At 71.2% G+C, this 18,323-nt stretch carries 16 protein-coding genes; 8 read left to right on the top strand and 8 right to left on the bottom strand.

Annotated features, from left to right (window positions below):
- Positions 1 to 17: 17 nt before the first annotated feature.
- Complete coding sequence (locus V6U86_RS18415) at positions 18 to 524, bottom strand: inorganic diphosphatase (RefSeq protein WP_109816465.1); 507 nt, start codon at positions 522 to 524, stop codon at positions 18 to 20.
- Between the two features lie 572 nt (positions 525 to 1,096).
- On the opposite strand from V6U86_RS18415, the gene dacB reads away from it, so the two are divergent.
- The 3 genes from dacB to tilS all read left to right on the top strand — a co-directional run bounded on the left by dacB (position 1,097) and on the right by tilS (position 4,703).
- Positions 1,097 to 2,545, top strand: coding sequence for a D-alanyl-D-alanine carboxypeptidase/D-alanyl-D-alanine endopeptidase (gene dacB, locus V6U86_RS18410; protein WP_334505120.1), 1,449 nt, complete (start codon positions 1,097 to 1,099; stop codon positions 2,543 to 2,545).
- 93 nt (positions 2,546 to 2,638) lie between these two features.
- A complete protein-coding gene (locus tag V6U86_RS18405; protein WP_334505008.1) occupies positions 2,639 to 3,709 on the top strand; it encodes a zinc-dependent metalloprotease in 1,071 nt (356 codons plus the stop codon).
- Between the two features lie 10 nt (positions 3,710 to 3,719).
- Positions 3,720 to 4,703 carry a tRNA lysidine(34) synthetase TilS gene (tilS, locus tag V6U86_RS18400; RefSeq protein ID WP_334505006.1) on the top strand — a complete coding sequence of 328 codons (984 nt, stop codon included), beginning with the start codon at positions 3,720 to 3,722 and terminating at the stop codon, positions 4,701 to 4,703.
- 9 nt (positions 4,704 to 4,712) lie between these two features.
- On the opposite strand, the gene V6U86_RS18395 is transcribed toward tilS, so the two are convergent.
- Positions 4,713 to 5,675, bottom strand: a complete 963-nt coding sequence (locus V6U86_RS18395; protein WP_334505004.1) for a GlxA family transcriptional regulator — start codon at positions 5,673 to 5,675, stop codon at positions 4,713 to 4,715.
- Between the two features lie 99 nt (positions 5,676 to 5,774).
- Here V6U86_RS18395 and V6U86_RS18390 point away from each other — a divergent pair, with 99 nt between their 5' ends.
- The 4 genes from V6U86_RS18390 (at position 5,775) to folE (ending at position 9,842) form a co-directional block, all read left to right on the top strand.
- Positions 5,775 to 5,963 carry a hypothetical protein gene (locus V6U86_RS18390; RefSeq protein ID WP_334505130.1) on the top strand — a complete coding sequence of 63 codons (189 nt, stop codon included), beginning with the start codon at positions 5,775 to 5,777 and terminating at the stop codon, positions 5,961 to 5,963.
- A gap of 100 nt (positions 5,964 to 6,063) precedes the next feature.
- Positions 6,064 to 6,639 (top strand): hypoxanthine phosphoribosyltransferase, encoded by a 576-nt coding sequence (hpt, locus tag V6U86_RS18385; RefSeq protein ID WP_334505002.1) that lies wholly within the window; start codon positions 6,064 to 6,066, stop codon positions 6,637 to 6,639.
- A 532-nt stretch (positions 6,640 to 7,171) separates the two neighbouring features.
- Entirely contained in the window at positions 7,172 to 9,190 is a 2,019-nt protein-coding gene (gene ftsH / locus V6U86_RS18380) for an ATP-dependent zinc metalloprotease FtsH (protein ID WP_334505000.1), read from the top strand.
- A gap of 34 nt (positions 9,191 to 9,224) precedes the next feature.
- The gene (gene folE, locus V6U86_RS18375; protein WP_112601529.1) at positions 9,225 to 9,842 is read left to right on the top strand and encodes a GTP cyclohydrolase I FolE; all 618 of its coding nucleotides are present in this window, start codon (positions 9,225 to 9,227) and stop codon (positions 9,840 to 9,842) included.
- 71 nt (positions 9,843 to 9,913) lie between these two features.
- Here the strand turns inward: folE and V6U86_RS18370 are convergent, their stop codons facing one another.
- Positions 9,914 to 10,633 (bottom strand): hypothetical protein, encoded by a 720-nt coding sequence (locus V6U86_RS18370; RefSeq protein ID WP_334504991.1) that lies wholly within the window; start codon positions 10,631 to 10,633, stop codon positions 9,914 to 9,916.
- 28 nt (positions 10,634 to 10,661) lie between these two features.
- Positions 10,662 to 13,223 carry an FtsK/SpoIIIE domain-containing protein gene (locus V6U86_RS18365; protein WP_334504988.1) on the bottom strand — a complete coding sequence of 854 codons (2,562 nt, stop codon included), beginning with the start codon at positions 13,221 to 13,223 and terminating at the stop codon, positions 10,662 to 10,664.
- Positions 13,224 to 13,529: 306 nt separating this feature from the next.
- On the opposite strand from V6U86_RS18365, the gene V6U86_RS18360 reads away from it, so the two are divergent.
- Positions 13,530 to 13,973, top strand: coding sequence for a hypothetical protein (locus V6U86_RS18360; RefSeq protein ID WP_442934958.1), 444 nt, complete (start codon positions 13,530 to 13,532; stop codon positions 13,971 to 13,973).
- A 3-nt stretch (positions 13,974 to 13,976) separates the two neighbouring features.
- Here the strand turns inward: V6U86_RS18360 and V6U86_RS18355 are convergent, their stop codons facing one another.
- Genes V6U86_RS18355 through V6U86_RS18340 form a run of 4 tightly spaced genes read right to left on the bottom strand, consistent with a single transcriptional unit; the run spans position 13,977 to position 18,322 of the window.
- Positions 13,977 to 14,576, bottom strand: a complete 600-nt coding sequence (locus V6U86_RS18355; protein WP_334504983.1) for a hypothetical protein — start codon at positions 14,574 to 14,576, stop codon at positions 13,977 to 13,979.
- 13 nt (positions 14,577 to 14,589) lie between these two features.
- The gene (locus tag V6U86_RS18350; protein WP_334504980.1) at positions 14,590 to 15,765 is read right to left on the bottom strand and encodes a M23 family metallopeptidase; all 1,176 of its coding nucleotides are present in this window, start codon (positions 15,763 to 15,765) and stop codon (positions 14,590 to 14,592) included.
- The gene (locus tag V6U86_RS18345) at positions 15,762 to 16,310 is read right to left on the bottom strand and encodes a hypothetical protein (RefSeq protein WP_442934957.1); all 549 of its coding nucleotides are present in this window, start codon (positions 16,308 to 16,310) and stop codon (positions 15,762 to 15,764) included. The genes V6U86_RS18350 and V6U86_RS18345 overlap by 4 nt, the downstream gene beginning before the upstream one ends.
- Positions 16,311 to 16,315: 5 nt before the next feature.
- Entirely contained in the window at positions 16,316 to 18,322 is a 2,007-nt protein-coding gene (locus V6U86_RS18340) for an MFS transporter (RefSeq protein ID WP_334504975.1), read from the bottom strand.
- Position 18,323 lies beyond the last annotated feature (1 nt).

Here is an 18,323-nt window from a genome sequence, read left to right as displayed (position 1 = left end):
CGGTGCGTCAGCGGTCGTCAGTGGGCGGATTCGCCGCGCGCCTCGGCGTCCCTGGCCCGCTGGTAGGAGGCGTGGATCTCGGCCTCGGCCTCGGTACGGCCGACCCAGGTCGCGCCCTCCACCGACTTGCCGGGCTCCAGGTCCTTGTACACCTCGAAGAAGTGCTGGATCTCCAGGCGGTCGAACTCGCCCAGGTGGTGGATGTCGCGCAGGTGCTCCTGGCGGGGGTCCTCGTAGGGCACGCAGAGGACCTTGTCGTCCCCGCCCTTCTCGTCGGTCATCCGGAACATGCCGATGGTGCGGCAGCGGATCAGGCAGCCCGGGAAGGTCGGCTCGGGGACCAGCACGAGGGCGTCCAGTGGGTCGCCGTCCTCGCCCAGCGTGCCCTCGATGAACCCGTAGTCGGCCGGGTACTGGGTGGAGGTGAAGAGGGTGCGGTCCAACCGGATCCGGCCGGTCTTGTGGTCCACCTCGTACTTGTTCCGGTGACCTTTGGGGATCTCAACCGTCACGTCGAAATCCATCTGCACGCTCCCTCGTCTGCCCACGCTGGCTAACGGAACCACTGGCGGCCCTCCGGACAGGTGAATGCCCACCCGCCGACTCCGGCCGCCGCATAGTCTTCGGACCGAAGTAGTGTCACCCAAGCCGATTTTCGCTGGGGGAGGAGGGGGTTGTGGGGAGGGAAGATTCACACTACCGCCCGGACGGGGGCTCCGCGCACGGTACCGGACGATCCGGCTCGGGCAGTGCCAAGGGGCGGGTCCCGGTGCCGGAGGCGCACCTCCCACGGGCTCCCGAACCACCGGCCACGGCACCGGAGACGGTGTCCGAGCGACCCCCGCCGCTGCCCTGGCGCCCGCCGGCCGGTCCGGTACCGCCCACGCCGAACACCGGTCGCTTCCCGGTAGCCGGCGGTGAGCGGCCGGTGAGCGGCCCGCCGCGCGGCAGTGCCAGGGTCCCGGTCAGCCCTGCGCCGGTCAGCCCGCCACTCGCTTCCGGGCCGGCCGTCCCCGGCGCCGGTGAGGTCCCCCCGTTGGGCCCACCGATCTCCGCGTTGCCGGCACCCGCCGGCGCCGCGCCCGTGCCGGCACCCGTGCCCGCGCCCGCCGCGCCGCGCCGCCGCGGGCGGCTGCCGCTGGTGCTGGCCGCCGTGCTCCTGCTGGTGCTCGCCAGCGTCGGGCTCGTGATCACCCGTCCCGGCCCGGTCGCCGGGTGGCTGGGTGACGACGCCGGGTCCGGGCCGAACGCGGCAGGCGTGCCCCCGGACCCCGCCCCGTCGGAGGTGCTGGCCGGCCCGGATTCGAACGCCCCGGTGCCCACCCCGGACGGGGTTCGTGCCGCGCTCGATCCACTGGTCGGGGTCGCAGCCCTGGGTGACCGGGTGAACGTCTCGGTCGCCGACGTGATCACCGGTCAGACGCTGTTCGCCAAGGGTGCGGACGACGGCACCGTCCCCGCCTCGGTGACCAAGCTGGTGACCGCGGTGACCGTGCTCGCCGCCCGGGGGCCCGGCCACCGGATTCCCACTCGTGCGGTGGCCGGCGCGAAGGCCGGCGAGGTGGTGATCATCGGTGGCGGTGACCCGACCCTGGCGATCAACAAGAAGGGCTACTACCCGGGTGCGGCGCGCCTCGACGATCTGGCCGCCCAGGTGCGTACCGCGCTCGGCGGCACCCCGCCGACCAGCGTCACCGTCGACGGCTCGCTCTACTCCGGCCCGGTCTACGGCCCGGGCTGGGACGACGACATCCCCACCGGCGGGTCGGGCGGCGCGGTGACCGCGTTGATGACCGACGGCGCGCGTACGGACCCGGGCGTCGACCACGGATCCGCCCAGCGGTTCGCCGAGCCGGACCTGGCCGCCGGCAAGGCGTTCGCCCGGTTGCTCGGGGTGCCGACCGACGCCGTGCAGCGTGGCACCGCACCGGCCCCGGCCCAGGCCGCGGCCGGCGCCACCCCGGCACCGGGCACCGAGTTGGGCGTGGTGCAGTCTCCGCCGCTGATCCGGCTCGTCGACGTCATGATCAGCGAGAGCGACAACCTGGTGGCTGAGGCGCTCGCCCGTCAGGTCGCGCTGGCCCGCAACCAGCCGGCCTCGTTCGACGGGGGTGCCGCCGCCATGGACGCCGAGGTCGCGGAGTTGGGCCTGCCCGCCGACGAGATGAGCGTCTCCGACGGCAGCGGCCTGTCCCGCCGCAACCGGATCAGCCCGTCGCTGCTGACCGACCTGATCCGGTTGGCCGCCAGCCCGGACCATCCGGAGTTGGCAGGCGTCTTCGGTGGTCTGCCGGTGGGCGGTTGGTCCGGGACGCTGAACGAGCGCTACCGCAACACCGCGGGCACCGCCGTCGGCGCGGGCAGCGTCCGGGCCAAGACCGGCACCCTGACCGGCGTGCACGCCATCGCGGGCCTGGTCACCACCGCCGACGGTCGGCTGTTGACCTTCGCGGTGCTCACCGACAAGGTGCCGGGTGACCGCGATACCGCCCAGCCGGCGCTGGACCGGATCGCCGCCGCGCTGGCCGGCTGCGGCTGCGGCTGACCCTCGCCGCTCCGGAGGCGACGCGGTCGCCATCGGTGTCGATCGAGGGCGCGAGCCCGGGCCGGGGTGTCGCGGCGCGGGTACGGTGGGTCCATGGCGCAGTTCGTGGACTGGGATCTGGCCGCCGCCACGGCGGGGGCGTTGAGCAAGTCTGGCCCCCGCGTGTCGTACGCCGAAGCCACCGACGTGGTCGGCGACCTGCGCCGGCTGACCGACGAGGCGGCCGGGCACGTGGCCGACTACACGGGGCTGCGGGCGCAGGTGTCGCACCCGCCGGTCCGGGTGGTCGATCGCCGCGACTGGGCCGCGACCAACATCGCCGGGCTCCGCGAGGTCATCACCCCGCTGGTGAGTCGGCTCTCCGGTGACAAGCAACCGGGCGCGTTGACCGAGGCGATCGGGTCCCGGCTGACCGGGGTGCAGGCCGGCACGGTGCTGGCCTACCTCTCCGGCCGGGTGCTCGGCCAGTACGAGGTCTTCTCGGCCGAACCGGGCCAACTGCTGCTCGTCGCACCGAACATCGTCGAGGTGGAGCGCAAGCTCGGCGCCGACCCTCGGGACTTCCGGCTCTGGGTGTGTCTGCACGAGGTCACCCACCGCACCCAGTTCACGGCCGTGCCGTGGATGCGGGCCTATTTCCTCAGCGAGGTGCAGGCGTTCGTTGACGCCTCGTCCAGCGGGAGTGAGCACCTGCTCGAGCGGTTGCGGCGCGGCGTGGCCACGTTGTCCGAGGCGATCCGTGACCCGGAGAGCCGCACCAGCGTGTTGGACATCGTGCAGACCCCGGCGCAGCGGGCCGTACTGGACCGGCTCACCGCGTTGATGACCCTGCTGGAAGGGCACGCCGAGTTCGTGATGGACGGCGTCGGCCCGCAGGTGATCCCGAGCGTCGAGCGGATCCGGGCGTCGTTCAACCGACGTCGGGAGGCGGGCAACCCGCTGGAGAAGGCGATTCGCCGGCTGCTCGGGGTGGACGTCAAGATGCGCCAGTACGCCGAGGGGCGCAAGTTCGTGCACGGGGTGGTGGAACGTGTCGGCATGGACGGCTTCAACTCGATCTTCAACTCGCCGTTGACCCTGCCTCGACTGTCGGAGTTGGGTGACCCGGATGCCTGGGTCGCCCGGGTGCACGGCCCGGCCGGCACCATCCCGGCCGCTGGCTGACCGCCCGCCGGTGGCCGCGCTCGCTCCGCCGGTGGCCGCGATCCGGGTGGCCGTACGCCGGGCCCTGACCGGTCTGCCGTCCGGCGGTCCGGTGCTGGTCGCCTGCTCCGGCGGCGCCGACTCGCTCGCGCTCGCGGCGGCCACCGTGTTCGTGGCACCTCGGCTGGGCCGCGCCGCGGTGCTCGTCACCGTCGACCACGGCTTGCAGGACGGCTCCGCGGAGCGCGCGGAGGCGGTGGCCACCTGGGGTCGGGGGATCGGGTTCGGGTCGGCGACGGTGGTCCGGGTGGAGGTGGCCGGGCGTCCCGGCGGGCCGGAGGCGGCTGCCCGCGAGGCCCGCTACCAGGCGCTGACCGAGGTGGCCCGGCAGCAGAACGCGGTCGCTGTGCTCACCGGGCACACCCGCGACGATCAGGCGGAGACGGTGCTGCTCGCGCTCGCCCGGGGTGCCGGCCCACGAGGGTTGGCGGGGATGCCTGACCGGCGGGATCTGGGCGGGGTGCCGCTGCTGCGCCCGCTGCTGGAGATCGGCCGGGAGCAGACCCGCGCCGCCTGCGTCGTCCTCGGGCTGACTCCGTGGCAGGACCCGCACAACACCGACCCGTCGTACGCCCGGTCGAGGGTGCGGGCCGACCTGCTGCCGGCGCTGGTACGGGCGCTCGGCCCCGGCGTGGTGGACAACCTCGCGCGTACCGCCCGGCTGGTGGCCGCCGACAACGCCGCGCTCGACGAGTTGGCGCGGACGGCGCTGGCGGCGGCCCGGTGTCCCGACGGAGGGCTGTCCGTGCCGGCGCTGCGCGGCCTGGTGCCCGCCGTACGCGGTCGGGTGTTGCATTTCTGGGCCCGTGAGCTGGGCGCCCTGCCGGGGGCGTTGTCGCACCGGCACGTCGCCGCGTTGGACGCCCTGGTCACCGATTGGCACGGTCAGGGCCCGGCCGACCTGCCCGGCGGTGTCCGGGTGCTGCGGCGCGACGGCAGGTTGGTCTCGGGCTGAGACTCCGGGTCAGCCGCTGTGTGCCCGGTCCCGGAAGGTGGTCCGGTAGCTGTGCGGGGTGGCGCCGACCCGGCGGCTGAAGTGGTGACGCAGCGCTGCCGCGTCGCTGAAGCCGGACTGGTCGGCGACCGCCTCCACGCTCAACGGGGTCTCCTCCAGCAGCCGCCGGGCGAGCAGCACCCGCTGGTTGGTGAGCCAGTCGTGCGGTGTGGTGCCGGTCTCGGCGCGGAACCGGCGGGCGAAGGTGCGGGGTGCCATGCCGGCGCGGGCGGCCAACTCCTCCACGGTGATCGTCCGGTCCAGGTGACCCATCAGCCATTCCAGCACCGGTTCGAGGGTGGGTGCCTCGGGCGCCTTGGGGATGGGCGCCTCGACGTACTGGGACTGACCGCCGTCGCGGTGCGGCGGGACCACCATCCGCCGGGCCAGCCGGGTCGCGGTGGCCGAGCCGTGCTCCTGGCGGATCAGGTGCAGGCACGCGTCGATGCCGGCCGCCGTGCCGGCGCTGGTGAGCAGCCGACCGTCCTGGACGTAGAGCGAGTTGCAGCGCACCCGGGCGCGTGGGTGCCGGAGTTGCAGCTCGTCCACGTACCGCCAGTGGGTCGTGCACTCGCGGTCGTCGAGCAGCCCGGCCGCACCGAGCAGGAAGGCTCCGGAGCAGACGCTGAACAGGTGCGCGCCGCGGGCGTCGGCCCGGCGTAGCGCGTCGAGCACCGGGCCGGGGACGGTGGTGCCCTGGCTGTGCGCGGGAACGGCCACCAGGTCGGCCTCGTCGACCGGGCCGAGGTCCGCGTGTGGGGTCAGGTGGAAGCCGGACGAGGTACGCACGGGGGCGCCGTCGGGGCTGCACACCTGGAAGCGGTAGGCGGGAAAACCGTCGGCTGTCCGGTCGGTGCCGAACACCTCGGCGAGTACGCCGAGCTCGAAGGGGGCGACCTGGTCGAGGGCGAGGACGGCAACTGACCGCAGCATGTGACGAGGGTAACCCGACAGGTGGCAGTAAATCGATGACCACTGGCATTCCTGCCACTGTCCGGCCGGCTTGGCAGGTCGCAGACTGGTCTCAGTCCGGTGCGCACCGGCGGCGAAACCGACAGCAATCATCTGAAAGCGAGCGCCGCCATGGAGTTCCTGCTCTTCCTCCTGTTCCTCGTCCTGCTCGTCGCCGCCTCGGCGGCCGGCCTCACCGTCGACAGCCACGATTCGGCCGACTGGAAGCCCAGCGACGCCGGTCGCCGCTGGCGGTCACGCACCAACTGATGTGATTAGCGTTGTTTGCGCAGAAAATCCTTGGCGGGACCGCGCCAAAAGGTGCGGCCCCGCCGACGGAGGCCATCCGACGTACGGCAGGCTAGGAGTCATGGCTGACGGCTCCTGGTACGACGCCGACATCGACCACGTGATCATCTCTGAGGCGCAGATCCGCGAGAAGACGGCGGAGCTGGCCAAGCAGGTCTCCGCCGACTACGCCCACGTGGGCGACGGGCTGCTGCTGGTCTGCGTACTCAAGGGCGCGGTGATGTTCATGGCGGACTTCGCCCGGGCGCTGGGCCGTAACGGCCCGCCGGCGGAGCTCGACTTCATGGCCATCTCCTCCTACGGCCAGGGCACCACCTCCTCCGGTGTGGTCCGCATCCTCAAGGACCTGGACCGCGACATCGCCGGTCGGCACGTGGTCGTCGTCGAGGACATCGTCGACTCCGGGCTCACGCTCTCCTGGCTGCTGCGCTACCTCGAGTCGCGTTCGGCGGCGAGCGTCGAGGTGGTCGCCCTGTTCCGCAAGCCGGACGCGGTGAAGGTGCCGGTCCCGGTGAAGTACGTCGGCTTCGACATCCCCACCGAGTTCGTGGTCGGGTACGGCCTCGACTTCGATGAGCGCTACCGGGAATTGCCCTACGTCGGGGTGCTCAAGCCCGAGGTCTACGCCCGCTCCTGACGACGGGCCCGACCCGTCGGGGTGGCCCGTCGGGCGCAATGAGCCCGACTCGCATCGGCATCCATCAAGCCGACGTTCAGCGCGCTCTCAGCTGATGCGGTTACCGTGTAGCACGGTGGCCCGGAGGTTCCTCCGCGCTCGACCCCCTCGATCGCGTGACCGGGCGTTCGGGTGGCCGAGTCGGACTCCCCGCCACGCCGGCTTCCACCCCGGACTCGCCGCATGTCGGCTGCGGGGCTGGTGGGCCTGCCCACGGTGCGTGCCGTCGATGTCGAAGGCGCGCCGAGTGCGGGGGGCTCGCAGGCTCGCTGTTGGCGTACTCGGTCTTTTGATGGTGCACGACTGCGGGGCTCGCAAGCTCACTCCTCGCGCACACGGTGTACCGTCGAATGACCGCGGCGCGGCAGTTTTCGCGTCTCGGGGTCGAGGCCGGCCCGCACGGCGGCTCCGGCCGCCGCTCAGCGCGGCGACACCATCAGACGGTCAGGACGTCGATCAGGAGGATGCGGGCGCTCCGGCGCTCGACAACAGTATGGAACGTACGCGTTTCTTCCGCCGACCGGTGGTCTGGATCATCCTGGTCATCCTCGGCGCCGTTGTGCTCAGTCAGCTGTTCACCGCTGGTCCCAGCTACCACCGCGTGGACACTTCCGTTGCGCTCGATCAGTTGCACACTGCCAAGATCAATAAGGTTGTCTTCCAGGACAAGGAGCAGACGCTCCAGCTGGATCTGGCCCAGAAGACGAAGTTCGGCAAGACCGAGACCGACAAGATCGAGGCTCAGTTCCCGTACCAGGCTGGCGACCAGATCTGGAACGAGGTGCTGGACGCCAAGGCGGCCAACCGGGTCACCGGCCCGGCCGACGCCAAGGTCTCCTCGGACAGCATCTGGGTGAGCCTGCTCGTCAACCTGCTGCCGATCGCGCTGCTCGTCCTCCTGCTGCTGTTCTTCATGTCGCAGATGCAGGGCGGCGGCTCCCGGGTGCTCAACTTCGGCAAGTCCAAGGCCAAGATGATCACCAAGGACACTCCGAAGACGACCTTCGCGGACGTCGCGGGTGCCGAGGAGGCCGTCGAAGAGCTGCACGAAATCAAGGACTTCCTGCAGAACCCGGCCAAGTACCAGGCCCTGGGCGCCAAGATCCCGAAGGGCGTGCTGCTGTTCGGCCCGCCCGGCACCGGCAAGACGCTGCTGGCCCGCGCGGTCGCCGGCGAGGCCGGCGTGCCCTTCTACTCCATCTCCGGCTCCGACTTCGTGGAGATGTTCGTCGGTGTCGGCGCCAGCCGGGTCCGCGACCTGTTCGAGCAGGCCAAGACGAACGCCCCGGCGATCGTCTTCGTCGACGAGATCGACGCCGTCGGCCGGCACCGTGGCGCCGGCATGGGCGGCGGCCACGACGAGCGGGAGCAGACGCTCAACCAACTGCTCGTCGAGATGGACGGCTTCGACACCAAGGGCGGGGTCATCCTGATCGCCGCCACCAACCGGCCGGACATCCTCGACCCGGCGCTGCTGCGCCCGGGCCGGTTCGACCGGCAGATCCCGGTGGACGCCCCCGACATGGAGGGCCGCAAGGCCATCCTGCGGGTGCACGCCAAGGGCAAGCCGTTCACCCCCGACGTCGACCTCGACTCGGTGGCACGGCGTACCCCGGGCTTCAGTGGCGCCGACCTGGCCAACGTGATCAACGAGTCGGCCCTGCTCACCGCCCGTAAGGATCAGCGCGCGATCTCCAACGACTCGCTGGAAGAGTCGATCGACCGGGTCATCGCGGGTCCGCAGCGACGGACCCGGGTGATGAGCGACCAGGAAAAGAAGATCACCGCGTACCACGAGGGTGGGCACGCGCTGGTCGCCTGGGCGCTGCCGCACGCCGCGCCGGTGCACAAGGTGACGATCCTGTCCCGTGGTCGCTCGCTGGGCCACACCCTGGTGCTCCCGACCGAAGACAAGTACACCCAGACCCGCGCCGAAATGATCGACACCCTGGCGTACGCGCTGGGCGGTCGGGCCGCCGAGGAACTGGTCTTCCACGAGCCGACCACTGGTGCCGGCAACGACATCGAGAAGGCCACCCAACTGGCCCGCGCGATGATCACCCAGTACGGCATGAGCTCCAAGCTCGGCGCGATCAAGTACGGCACCAGCGGGGACGAGCCGTTCCTCGGCCGCAACATGGGCCACGAGCGGGACTACTCGGACTCGGTGGCCGCCGAGATCGACGGCGAGATGCGGGCACTGGTCGAGCTGGCGCACGACGAGGCCTGGGAGATCCTGGTGGAATACCGGGACGTCCTGGACAACATCGTGCTCGAGCTGATGGAGAAGGAGACCCTCTCCACGGCCGACATGGCGCGCATCTGCTCCCGGGTGGTCAAGCGCCCGCCGCTGGCACCGTACAACGGCTTCGGCAAGCGTCAGCCCTCGACCGAGCCGCCCGTGCTCACCCCTGCGGAGAAGGACAAGCTCAAGGCGCAGGCCGAGGCCGACGGCGCGCAGGCGTCGGTCGGCGGCGTGGCGCCGTCCAACAACTCGGACGGCACGCACTGAGCAACGACCCGACGGCGACGACGAACTGGACTACGTGGCCGCGCGGCTGATCAGCGGCAAGCTGACCGGTCGTCCCGTCGAGGACGCGGTCGACCTCGGCCGGATCGAGAAGGCCGTCCGCGAGATCCTCATCGCGGTCGGTGAGGACCCGGACCGCGACGGACTCCAGCAGACGCCGGCCCGGGTCGCCCGCGCGTACGCCGAACTCTTCGCCGGCCTGCGGGTCGACCCGGCCCAGGTGCTCAGCACCACCTTCGAGGCCAACCACGAAGAGCTGGTCATCGTCCGGGACATCGACGTGATGAGCCTCTGCGAGCACCACCTGCTGCCCTTCCGGGGCAGCGCGCACATCGGCTACATCCCGGGCCCCGACGGGCGGATCACCGGCCTGTCCAAGCTGGCCCGACTCGTCGAGGTCTTCGCCCGCCGGCCGCAGGTACAGGAGCGGCTCACCTCGCAGGTCGCCGACCTGCTGATGAGCAAACTCGCACCACGCGGCGTCGTCGTCGTGCTCGAATGCGAACACATGTGCATGGCGATGCGCGGCATCCAGAAGTCCGGGGCCAAGACCATCACGTCGGCCGTACGCGGCATCCTGCAGACGGACTCCAAGTCGCGGGCCGAGGCGATGGCGCTGATCATCCCCCGCTGACATCCCGACGCCCCACGGCCGGCCGACACCCTTGCGGGACGGTCGGCCGTTGCGCTCCCGCAGGATGTTCCTCAGCCGGCGAGCACTGCCAGCAGCAGGCCGGCAGTGGCCAGCACCGCCGGCACCAGGCACACCAACGCGCCGAACCGCGCCGTACGGTCCAACCGCTCGGTGGGGCTGACCCGGAACAACCGCCCGACGCCGATCCAGCCGGCGACGAACGCGACAGCCGGCATCGGCAGCCCGCAGATCAACGCCGCCACGCTGGCCGGTCCCACCCCCGTCGCCGCCAGAACCACAACCTGGATCAACGGCACCAGCAGCGCAAACGGCCCGTACACCAGGAGGTTGCGCGCTCGCGCGGGCCAGGACCCCGGCCGGAGCCGGCGGCGCGCGTCCAGCGCCGCGTCCGCCGCCTCAGCCCAACCACGCGCGGACCGCAGCGCCGCCAGCACCGCAGCCGGGCCACCCGCCATCGACCGGGCCGCCTCGGTCAGCTCCGGCGGCGACGGCACCAGAGAGATCGCCGGTACGCCCAACTCGCGCAGCCGTTCCTGCTGGCTCGCCAGCCCGGTACGGACCACCGTCAACTCCTCCCGGGCAGCCTCCGCCGACCGGGCCTGCTCACCGGCGGCGGCAGCCGCGCTACGGCGTACCCCGTCCAGCTGGCGGGCGGCCGCAAGATACTCCGTCCAGGCCGTGCTGGGCTCGACCGCCGGCGGCGTGGAGTCCCCGGTCGCCGCAGCGGCCCGCTGTCGCCCCGGCCCGACCACCGTCGCGTTCGAACTCACCTCGACCACCTCCACGCGCGCCACCCGATCAGTTGGCCTCGTCGGCGAACGGCACCAGCACGGTGCCCCGCTCGTCCGGACCGTCGAACAGCACCGCCCGGTCGGGGCGCACCTGCCACTCGACCGTCCGGCCGAAGACCGCGGTGAGCTGCGCGACCGGCACATCCAGCACGGCCACCGCAGCCAGCTTGTCGACCTCGCCCGCCGGCTCGAACAACGCGGCGAACGGCGGCACCGCACGCCACCAGCCCAGCAGATGTCTGCCCGCCGGAGGCCCGTCCCGCAGAAGCGACCGCAGCCGGTCCACCGGCAGCTCCCGAGGACCCGGCCGGTCCAGCCCGAAGACCACCAGATACGTCGGCAGGTCGTCGGCCGCGTCCGCGAGCAGCGTCGGCAGATCCACCAACTCGGCTGAATGCCGGGCAGCCAACTCGACCGTCAACGCCTCCGCCAACGCCCGGGAGCCCGGGTCCGGTGCCGCCACCAGGAAGCGGGCGCCACCCGGTGGGTGGTGAGCCGACGTGCTCCGCGCGGCCGTCGCCAGCAGCCCGCCCGCCGCCGAGCCCGAACCCAGCACCGCGAGGTTGCGCCCGGCCGCCGGCCCCAACGGCACGGCGACCGTCGAACGGGCCACGTCCACCGCCCGACCCAGCAGGGCGGCCGGACCATGCGCCTGCCCCGCCAAGGCCGCCCGGTGACGCGGATCGTTGCCCAGCAGTGGCCGGGCGTAACCCGCGAAGACCACCGGCGGCACCGACCCGGCCGGTCGGGCCGCCCACAACTCGTGCCGCAGCCTCTCCACAACCTCCGGATGATCCTGCGGATCCGGGTGACGGATCAACCGTTCGTGCCCCCGGATCGCACCCCGCGGGCCGCCGAGCCCACCGGCCGTGTTCACCACCGCACTGCCCACCGGCAGACCGGCCGCCGAGTCGTTCGTCGGCTCCAGCACCGGACTGCCACCCGGCAACGCCACCCGCACCGGAAACTGCCCGAGCACCGAATCGCGATGACCAGCATCGGCACGCGCACTCAGCCCCAACTCGCCCGCGCCGGCCAACACCAGGTGCACGCCGTACGCCCGACCGGCCCGGGCCAGCCCGTCCAACTGGGCGGCCACCTCGGCGGCAAGCCGATCCCGCTCGGCGAAGAGCAGCGGCACATTGTCCACCACACAGACGATCCGCGGCAGCGGCTGATGCTGACGCAGCTCCGCGAAGCGTTGCCCTCCGGCCCGGGCACCCGCCTCCGTACGGCGCTGGACCTCGGCCGCCAACTCCTCGAGCAGATCCCGGACGTACTCCCGGTCGGCGGCCATCGCCGCCGCGCGCACCTGCGGAACCCACGACCGGTCCCGTTCGGTCTGCAAAAACTCCACGAAGGACTCGCCGTCGCCGAGATCCGCCAGGTAGAACGCCAGATCCTCCGGGCCGTACCGGGCGGCCAGGCCGAGCAGCGCGGTGGTCAGGAACGCCGCACGGGCCGTCGCGGACCGGCCACTCACCAGCCAGTGCGGGGTCAACTCGGTGAAACCCAGCGGCACCGGCCGGCCCCCGGCATCGCCGACGGTCGTGGTCAACCCGTCGGCCGAGTCCGACTCCCACAGCTGTTCACCCGTCGGCGGCAGCAGAGCACCCAACGCCAACCGGGAACCAGCCTCGACCTGCTCGGCGAGCCGTCGGCAGACCGCGTCGACCAACTCGGCCGGCGGGTCCGACTCGACGAAGACCGGCGAGTTCAAACCGCCCGGCGGATCGGCGCCCGGCCCCGCGAACGACGCCCCCGGTGGGTCACCGAGCAGCGCGTACGCATTACGCAACGCCAGCGAGGTGGTGCGCGGCAGCGGTGCCCGGGCCGAGTACGGGCCGGCGGGCGGCCAACCCGCCACCACCAGGTGCAGCCCAGCGCCCGGCCCCTGCTCCGCCAACGTCTCGATGCGCGCCAGATCGGTCGGACCGGTCGACTCCGGCAACGCGGCTACCACCAGCAACAGCGTCCGATCGTGGCGGCGCCGCCCACTCGTCCCCGGCGCGACCCACTGCTCTGCCTCGGTCAGCACCGCGCGCAGACCCGCCACATCCACCGCCGGCGGCGGCAGTAGGCCAGCGTCCGCGAGCGCTCCGAACGGCGTCAGCGCAGCCCCGGTGGCATCCACCGCGCGAATCAGCAGGGCACCCGCCGGTGCCGCACCCAACAACCGCAGGAGTACGGCTCGGAGCAACCCAGCCACCCTCGGCTCCCGCGCGTCAACGTCGACGCTGAGATGACCGGTGCCGACAAGTGGCACCAACGCGGGGAAACGAGCGTCGTCCAACGGCGCCGCGGTGCCGACCCGAACGAACGGCGGCGGACCATCACCCGCCGGCGAATCCACGGACAGCGAATCCAGCGCCGCGCCCGACCAACCCGGAGCCAACAACGCAGCAGCCGACCGAAGCCGGTCGGCCACCTCGTACTGACGGCGCTGATCGGCCGGAGCCGGCCGCGTCTCGTCCAGGATCCCGGCAGCCGCAGTCGCGACGGCCGTCGCCCGACGATGCAGGGCTGCGGCGCGGTTCGTGCGAGCCTTCGGACCGGCCACCGCGTCCACCCCCTCTACCCGAGGTTGGCAACCCCTCCCCAAGCAGAGACGGTATCCCAGCCGCAGGCGCACCTCCGGGAGGTGCCTCGGCGCTGCGCCGGTGTTGTCGCGGATCTCACCGGTGGGGAGGGGTCCGTCACGATCCGCTGGATCTGAGGCATTGGCTCCGGAGCGTCCAGCCGTTAACTTCAGGAGGTGGAATCAGTGCAGCCCCCCGCCGGTTCCCAGGTCTCCCGCGTACCGGCCCAGCGGACACCGTCCGAGCAGCTGCCACCCGCCCCGGTAACGCCGGCACCGCAGCCGCCACACCGCCGAATGCGGACGGTGCTCACGGTCGTCGCCGGCGTGCTCGCTCTGCTCTGTCTTGGCGGGGTCGCAACCGCCTACGTCTGGTACAGCCGCGCCTCAGCCCCGGACCGCAGCACGCCGGACGTAGCGGTGATCAACTATCTTCAGGCGACGCTCGTCTCCCGTGATTCAAACCGGGCAAAGCTGTTCACCTGCGATGGCGCGGTTTCTTCGGTTGACGAGTTCGCAGCGGACGTAGCCCGACGAGAGCAGGAACTGGGCGTCTCTTTTGCGATCAACATCGAAGACGTTGCCGTGGCTGAGGCTGCTGCCGCCGACGCATCTGTGATCGCCGTCATTAGACGGAGCGCGGCGATTGACGGAATCCATCAGAGCTTGGCCGACACTTGGCGGTTCGATTTGAAGGACAGGGATGGATGGCGCGTCTGCTCTGGCTCCAAAATCAGTTAACTTTCATTCAATCCACAACAAATGGACCGGCACTTCCAGGGTGGTGGGCGACTGGCCCCGCCAGGCCCAGCGGTACCACTCCACCTCGGGCGTGATGCGCACGCAGATGTCCCCTTCGGCGCCCGAGTAAGTCTCGGTGACCGCTCGAAGGTCACGGCGCTCCAGGCCGTTCTCGACGTGCACCACCCGACGGCCGGTGACTGCGTCGGCTTCGAAGACCGGTGTGGGGGCCCGATGGGCCGGCCCGTCCAGCGAGACCAACCGGATTCCCGTGTCTCGGGCGCCATCGACCCCGGGTCGGCTGCCGACGGTCTCCACCCAGACCCGCTCCACCGGCACCAGCGGCGCGAACACCTCGACCTGGTCCGCTTCGGCCCGGTACCACTCATGCTCGGGGATGACCGGCACGTAGGTCCGGACGCTCTGCACCACCCGGTCGTCCGCGCGCAGATCGCCACGCCAACCCAACCCCGGCAGCCCGACCAGCACCCGCCGCCCGCGTAGCTCGACCCGCTCCGTTGCAGGGACGATGGCCAGCGGCCGGGGTGGCTGCGGTGCCCAGTCGGGCTGGTCGGCGAAGGGATCGGGCAATGGTCCGGTCATACCCGCGGTGGCCTCACTCCGCAGCGCGCAGCGGGGCGCCCCGCTGGCGCATGAACGGGACCGGGTTCACCGCGCCCGACGCGTTGCGGTCGTTGCGCAGGTGCACCTCGAAGTGCAGGTGTGGGCCGGAGGAGTTGCCACTGCTTCCGACCTTGCCGATCACCTGACCGGCCGACACGATCTGATCCTTCTTGACGAAGGGCTGAACCACCATGTGGCAGTAGCGGGTTATGTAGCCGCCGGCGTGCAGCAGGTCGACGAACCAGCCGCAGCCCTTCTTGCCGGGATATCCGTCCACGTTGCAGTCTTGCCGGCCGCGGTAGTCCTCGTCGCAGGTGGAAACCAGTACCCGACCGGTCGCTGCCGCACGGATCTCGGTGCCCTTGGCCGCGCCGATGTCGACTCCGTTGTGGCTGGGTCGGCTGGCGGTGCGGAAACCGGAGCCGACTCTGCCGGGGATCGGCGCGGTCCAGCCGGAGGCGGCGATCTGGCCGCGCTCGGCCGCGTCACACACCGCCTTGCCGTTGATCTCGACGGTGCGGGCCGCGCCGCCGGCCAGCGCGTCCACGATCCGGCTGGCTACCTCTTCGTGTTTGGCGTACGCGTCCGGGTATGCGCTGACTTGCACTCGTTGCGCGACCACGGTCAGTGGTCGGCGTTGCCAGCTCTCCACCTTGATGAGCTTTTCGTAAAACTTGCGGGCCGCGTACGCGGGGGTCAACCGCTCGGCGACAGAGCCCCATCCCGGCCGCTGCTGGAACAGGCCCAGCGAGTCGTGGTCCGCGCCAACGCCCTCGTGCGGCAGGGCCAGGGACTCGGGCACGCCGCTGTTCGCCAGGTTGCGCAGGGCGGACTCCTGCATCGCGGTGGCGAGGGCGATCACCCAGCCACGCGACGGCACACCCATGTCCTGGCCAACCTTGATGATGATCGCGGCATTGCGGACCTGGCTGTCGCCGTACTCCGCGAACCGCGGCAGCTTGCCGGCGATGTTCACAGCTCGGACCGGTCCGCACTCCATGCCTGCCAGGGTGTCGCCGTTCTCGGCGTCGTCGCCGCCTAGCCCGGTGAGGAAGAACGCCGCGGTGCCGCCAGTGCAGCAGAGCAGGAGCAGCACCCCGGTGACCACAGCGGCGATGAGACCGAGCCGGGGCCGGCGGCGGGTTTCGGGGCTACCAACGTCGCTCATGGCCGCTCCCAGTCCAGAACGTCGACCAGCCAACCATCGTCGGAGGTGACCAGCTCCAGCCGAAGCCGGCCGGCATCAAGGGGGAGCAGCAACTCGACGAACGTCTCGGTCCGCTCCCGCATGGTTGGCGCACCGGTGACCTTCTCGGCGGGCACGCTCTCGGGCTCGACGCCGGCCAACTTCTCCCTCAGCGCAGGTGTGGAGAGCGGCCGTAGGCCAGCCTGCCAGGCTTCGGTGGTCATCCCGGGGCGACCCAGCCAGGCTGCGGCGAAGCGGTCGGCGGTCTGCTCGGGAGTGCGGGCGCCGGGCGACGTCACGGGTGACGGCGGCGCCGCGCTGTTGAGCAGACCGTCGTCGCCGGCCGTCGGATCCACGGTGATGATCGGTCCATCCGGACGGCTGCTCAAACCATCCGCCGAATCGGCCGGGTTGCCGATCAGCCGGGCCGCCCCGAGTACGCCGACGACCACCACCCCGATCACCAGCGCAATGCCCAACCGGGACCGCAGCGCCCGGGTGAAGAGGAACTCCAACGCCCGTCGCATGACCGTCACCTCGCCTCTGAGCGCACCCGAGGTCCGGTGCGATCCGGCGCTCGATCGGTGGAGCCCGGGCGGTACACCACGAACGCCGGGTTCTCATCCGGTACGTCGGGCTCGGTCCAGGTCGCCGGCTGTCGGCGTCGGGGCTGTGGGGGGACCTGACGGTTCCGACCGCTGCCCTCACCCGCCGGCGTCTCGTCGGGCCGCTCTCGACCGTCGGGGCGCACTGCGTCTGCGCGCCGGCCCTCGGCCGCAGCGGTCGGCACGGGGGCCGGGTCCTCCCGCCGTGCCTCCGGTCGTAGCCGGGTCTGCTCCGCGTTGGGTGACCGTCGACGTCCGCCCACCGGCTCGGCGGTGCCGCCCGGCTCCGCAACGTCCAGTCGCGCGGCGGTCCGCATGTCACGGAAGAACCGGCGATGCCAGGACCCGGCCGAGCTGACCGCTTCGCTGCTGTCCTTGCCGCCGAGTTGGGTGATCCGACGATACGGCCGCAGCAGCAGCCATCCGACCACCCCGCAGAGCCACACCAGCACCACCTGAAGCCAACCCGGCATGGTGGGGGTACTCATGATCAAATCGACGGCGAACAGGTAGATGGCGGCCCCGGTGCCGAAGATGGCGATGTTGAACAGCGCGGCGACCACAGCGTTCGCCAACCGCCGCAGACCGGCACTGGCCGGCCGGAGTAGACCGATGGTGCCCAGGATGGGGGCCGCGATCACCGCCCACCGGAAGATCAGGAAGCCCAGCAGCACCAGCAACGACGCGGTGAGGTCGAACATCGCGAAGAGTGCGGCCGCGAGCACGGCGATGAATCCTGCGCCGATTCGGTCCATATCGCGTACGCCCCGAAGGTATTCGTACGCCTCCGGATCCTCGGTCTTGATCTGCTGTGCCACCCGCGCCCACTGCTGCTGCTTGGCCTTGATCGTCGCGTCCCGGGCGGCCGAACTGGCGCGCATGGATTTGGCCTCGCCCCAGGTTAGAGATTTCGCATCGTAAAGTGCGGGGCCGTACTTGAGCGCGGTCTCGCTATCTGCTGAACCTAGAACGCCCCGGAGCCAGTTGCGGTAGAGCATCGTCTCGGTAGCGGTGTCGCTGGCTCGAACGGCAGGGGCGCGAAGATCTTTGCAGCGGTCCGGCTCGATGCACCGCCCTGGATCCGGTTCCTTCGCCTGCGGCCCAACGGCGTCGTGCACCACTCCGAGGCCGGTGACAAGTGCACCGTCGGCGATGTTCGCCGACTTGACCGGCCAGGCAGCCAGCGCCGTGACCGCGACCATCACCAGCAGTGCCCAGCCTGCGGTGGTCATCGCGTTGCTCATGTCTGACTGGCGGGATCGCCAGAGTAGGTAGAGCCCCACCACGCAGAGGGTGACGATGCCGAAGACGCTGAACACCTTCTGGTACACGGCCTTGGTCGCCTGTTCGACAAGCGGGTCAGCCCATCCCCACATCGAACCGGGGTCCCAGGCGCGCTCTCTGAGCGCATTTGACGCGCCGATGATTGCCGTGGCGGCCATGAACTCGCCATTGGCGACCGTCGTGGTGAACTTGTAGTCCGGATGAAGCACGCTCGAGGCGCAGCCACCGTCGACGTCATAGGTGTTATAGCTGTAGCCGCCGTAGCCATAGAGGCTGTACCGACCAGCTACTCCATTCGCGGCTTCCGTTGGCGGCGCGGCGGCGAACCAGCCAGCGAGCCCGGAATCCGGCGCACCCGGGGTTGGTGCGTTGCGGCAAGTGACCTGGTCCTCGCTGACTGCTTGTAGCTTTTCCACGCAGGCGCGGAAGTCGGCCTGCCATTCGGCGGTCGTGCAGAGGTCGGCGCGGGCCTGGGCGGCTGGCGGTGCGGCGGCTGCGGCCTCCGCGCTGATCAGCGGCCAGGTGAGGCTGGCCCCGGCCAGTACGCCGAGGGCGAGCAGAAACGACGTGATCTTTGCCCAGACCCCGGGGCCCGGGTCACGGCCCTCCGCCTCGGCTCGACCGAGGACCCTGGCCCAGGCCCTAGCCATG

Origin of the sequence: Micromonospora sp. CPCC 205558, from assembly GCF_036902955.1 — a bacterium.
In the GTDB taxonomy this organism is placed as follows: Bacteria; Actinomycetota; Actinomycetes; order Mycobacteriales; family Micromonosporaceae; genus Micromonospora.
The sequence above is the reverse complement of the archived record's forward strand: the minus strand, read 5'-3'. Positions and strand labels throughout refer to the sequence as shown.

Excerpts from the sequence above, each read along its gene's own strand:
- V6U86_RS18415 (WP_109816465.1), bottom strand. The coding sequence starts at position 524 with ATGGATTTCGACGTGACGGTTGAGATCCCCAAAGGTCACCGGAACAAG.
- V6U86_RS18405 (WP_334505008.1), top strand. The coding sequence starts at position 2,639 with ATGGCGCAGTTCGTGGACTGGGATCTGGCCGCCGCCACGGCGGGGGCG.
- V6U86_RS18395 (WP_334505004.1), bottom strand. The coding sequence starts at position 5,675 with ATGCTGCGGTCAGTTGCCGTCCTCGCCCTCGACCAGGTCGCCCCCTTC.
- hpt (WP_334505002.1), top strand. The coding sequence starts at position 6,064 with ATGGCTGACGGCTCCTGGTACGACGCCGACATCGACCACGTGATCATC.
- ftsH (WP_334505000.1), top strand. The coding sequence starts at position 7,172 with ATGGAACGTACGCGTTTCTTCCGCCGACCGGTGGTCTGGATCATCCTG.
- V6U86_RS18360 (WP_442934958.1), top strand. The coding sequence starts at position 13,530 with ATGCGGACGGTGCTCACGGTCGTCGCCGGCGTGCTCGCTCTGCTCTGT.
- V6U86_RS18355 (WP_334504983.1), bottom strand. The coding sequence starts at position 14,576 with ATGACCGGACCATTGCCCGATCCCTTCGCCGACCAGCCCGACTGGGCA.
- V6U86_RS18350 (WP_334504980.1), bottom strand. The coding sequence starts at position 15,765 with ATGAGCGACGTTGGTAGCCCCGAAACCCGCCGCCGGCCCCGGCTCGGT.
- V6U86_RS18345 (WP_442934957.1), bottom strand. The coding sequence starts at position 16,310 with ATGCGACGGGCGTTGGAGTTCCTCTTCACCCGGGCGCTGCGGTCCCGG.
- V6U86_RS18340 (WP_334504975.1), bottom strand. The coding sequence starts at position 18,322 with ATGGCTAGGGCCTGGGCCAGGGTCCTCGGTCGAGCCGAGGCGGAGGGC.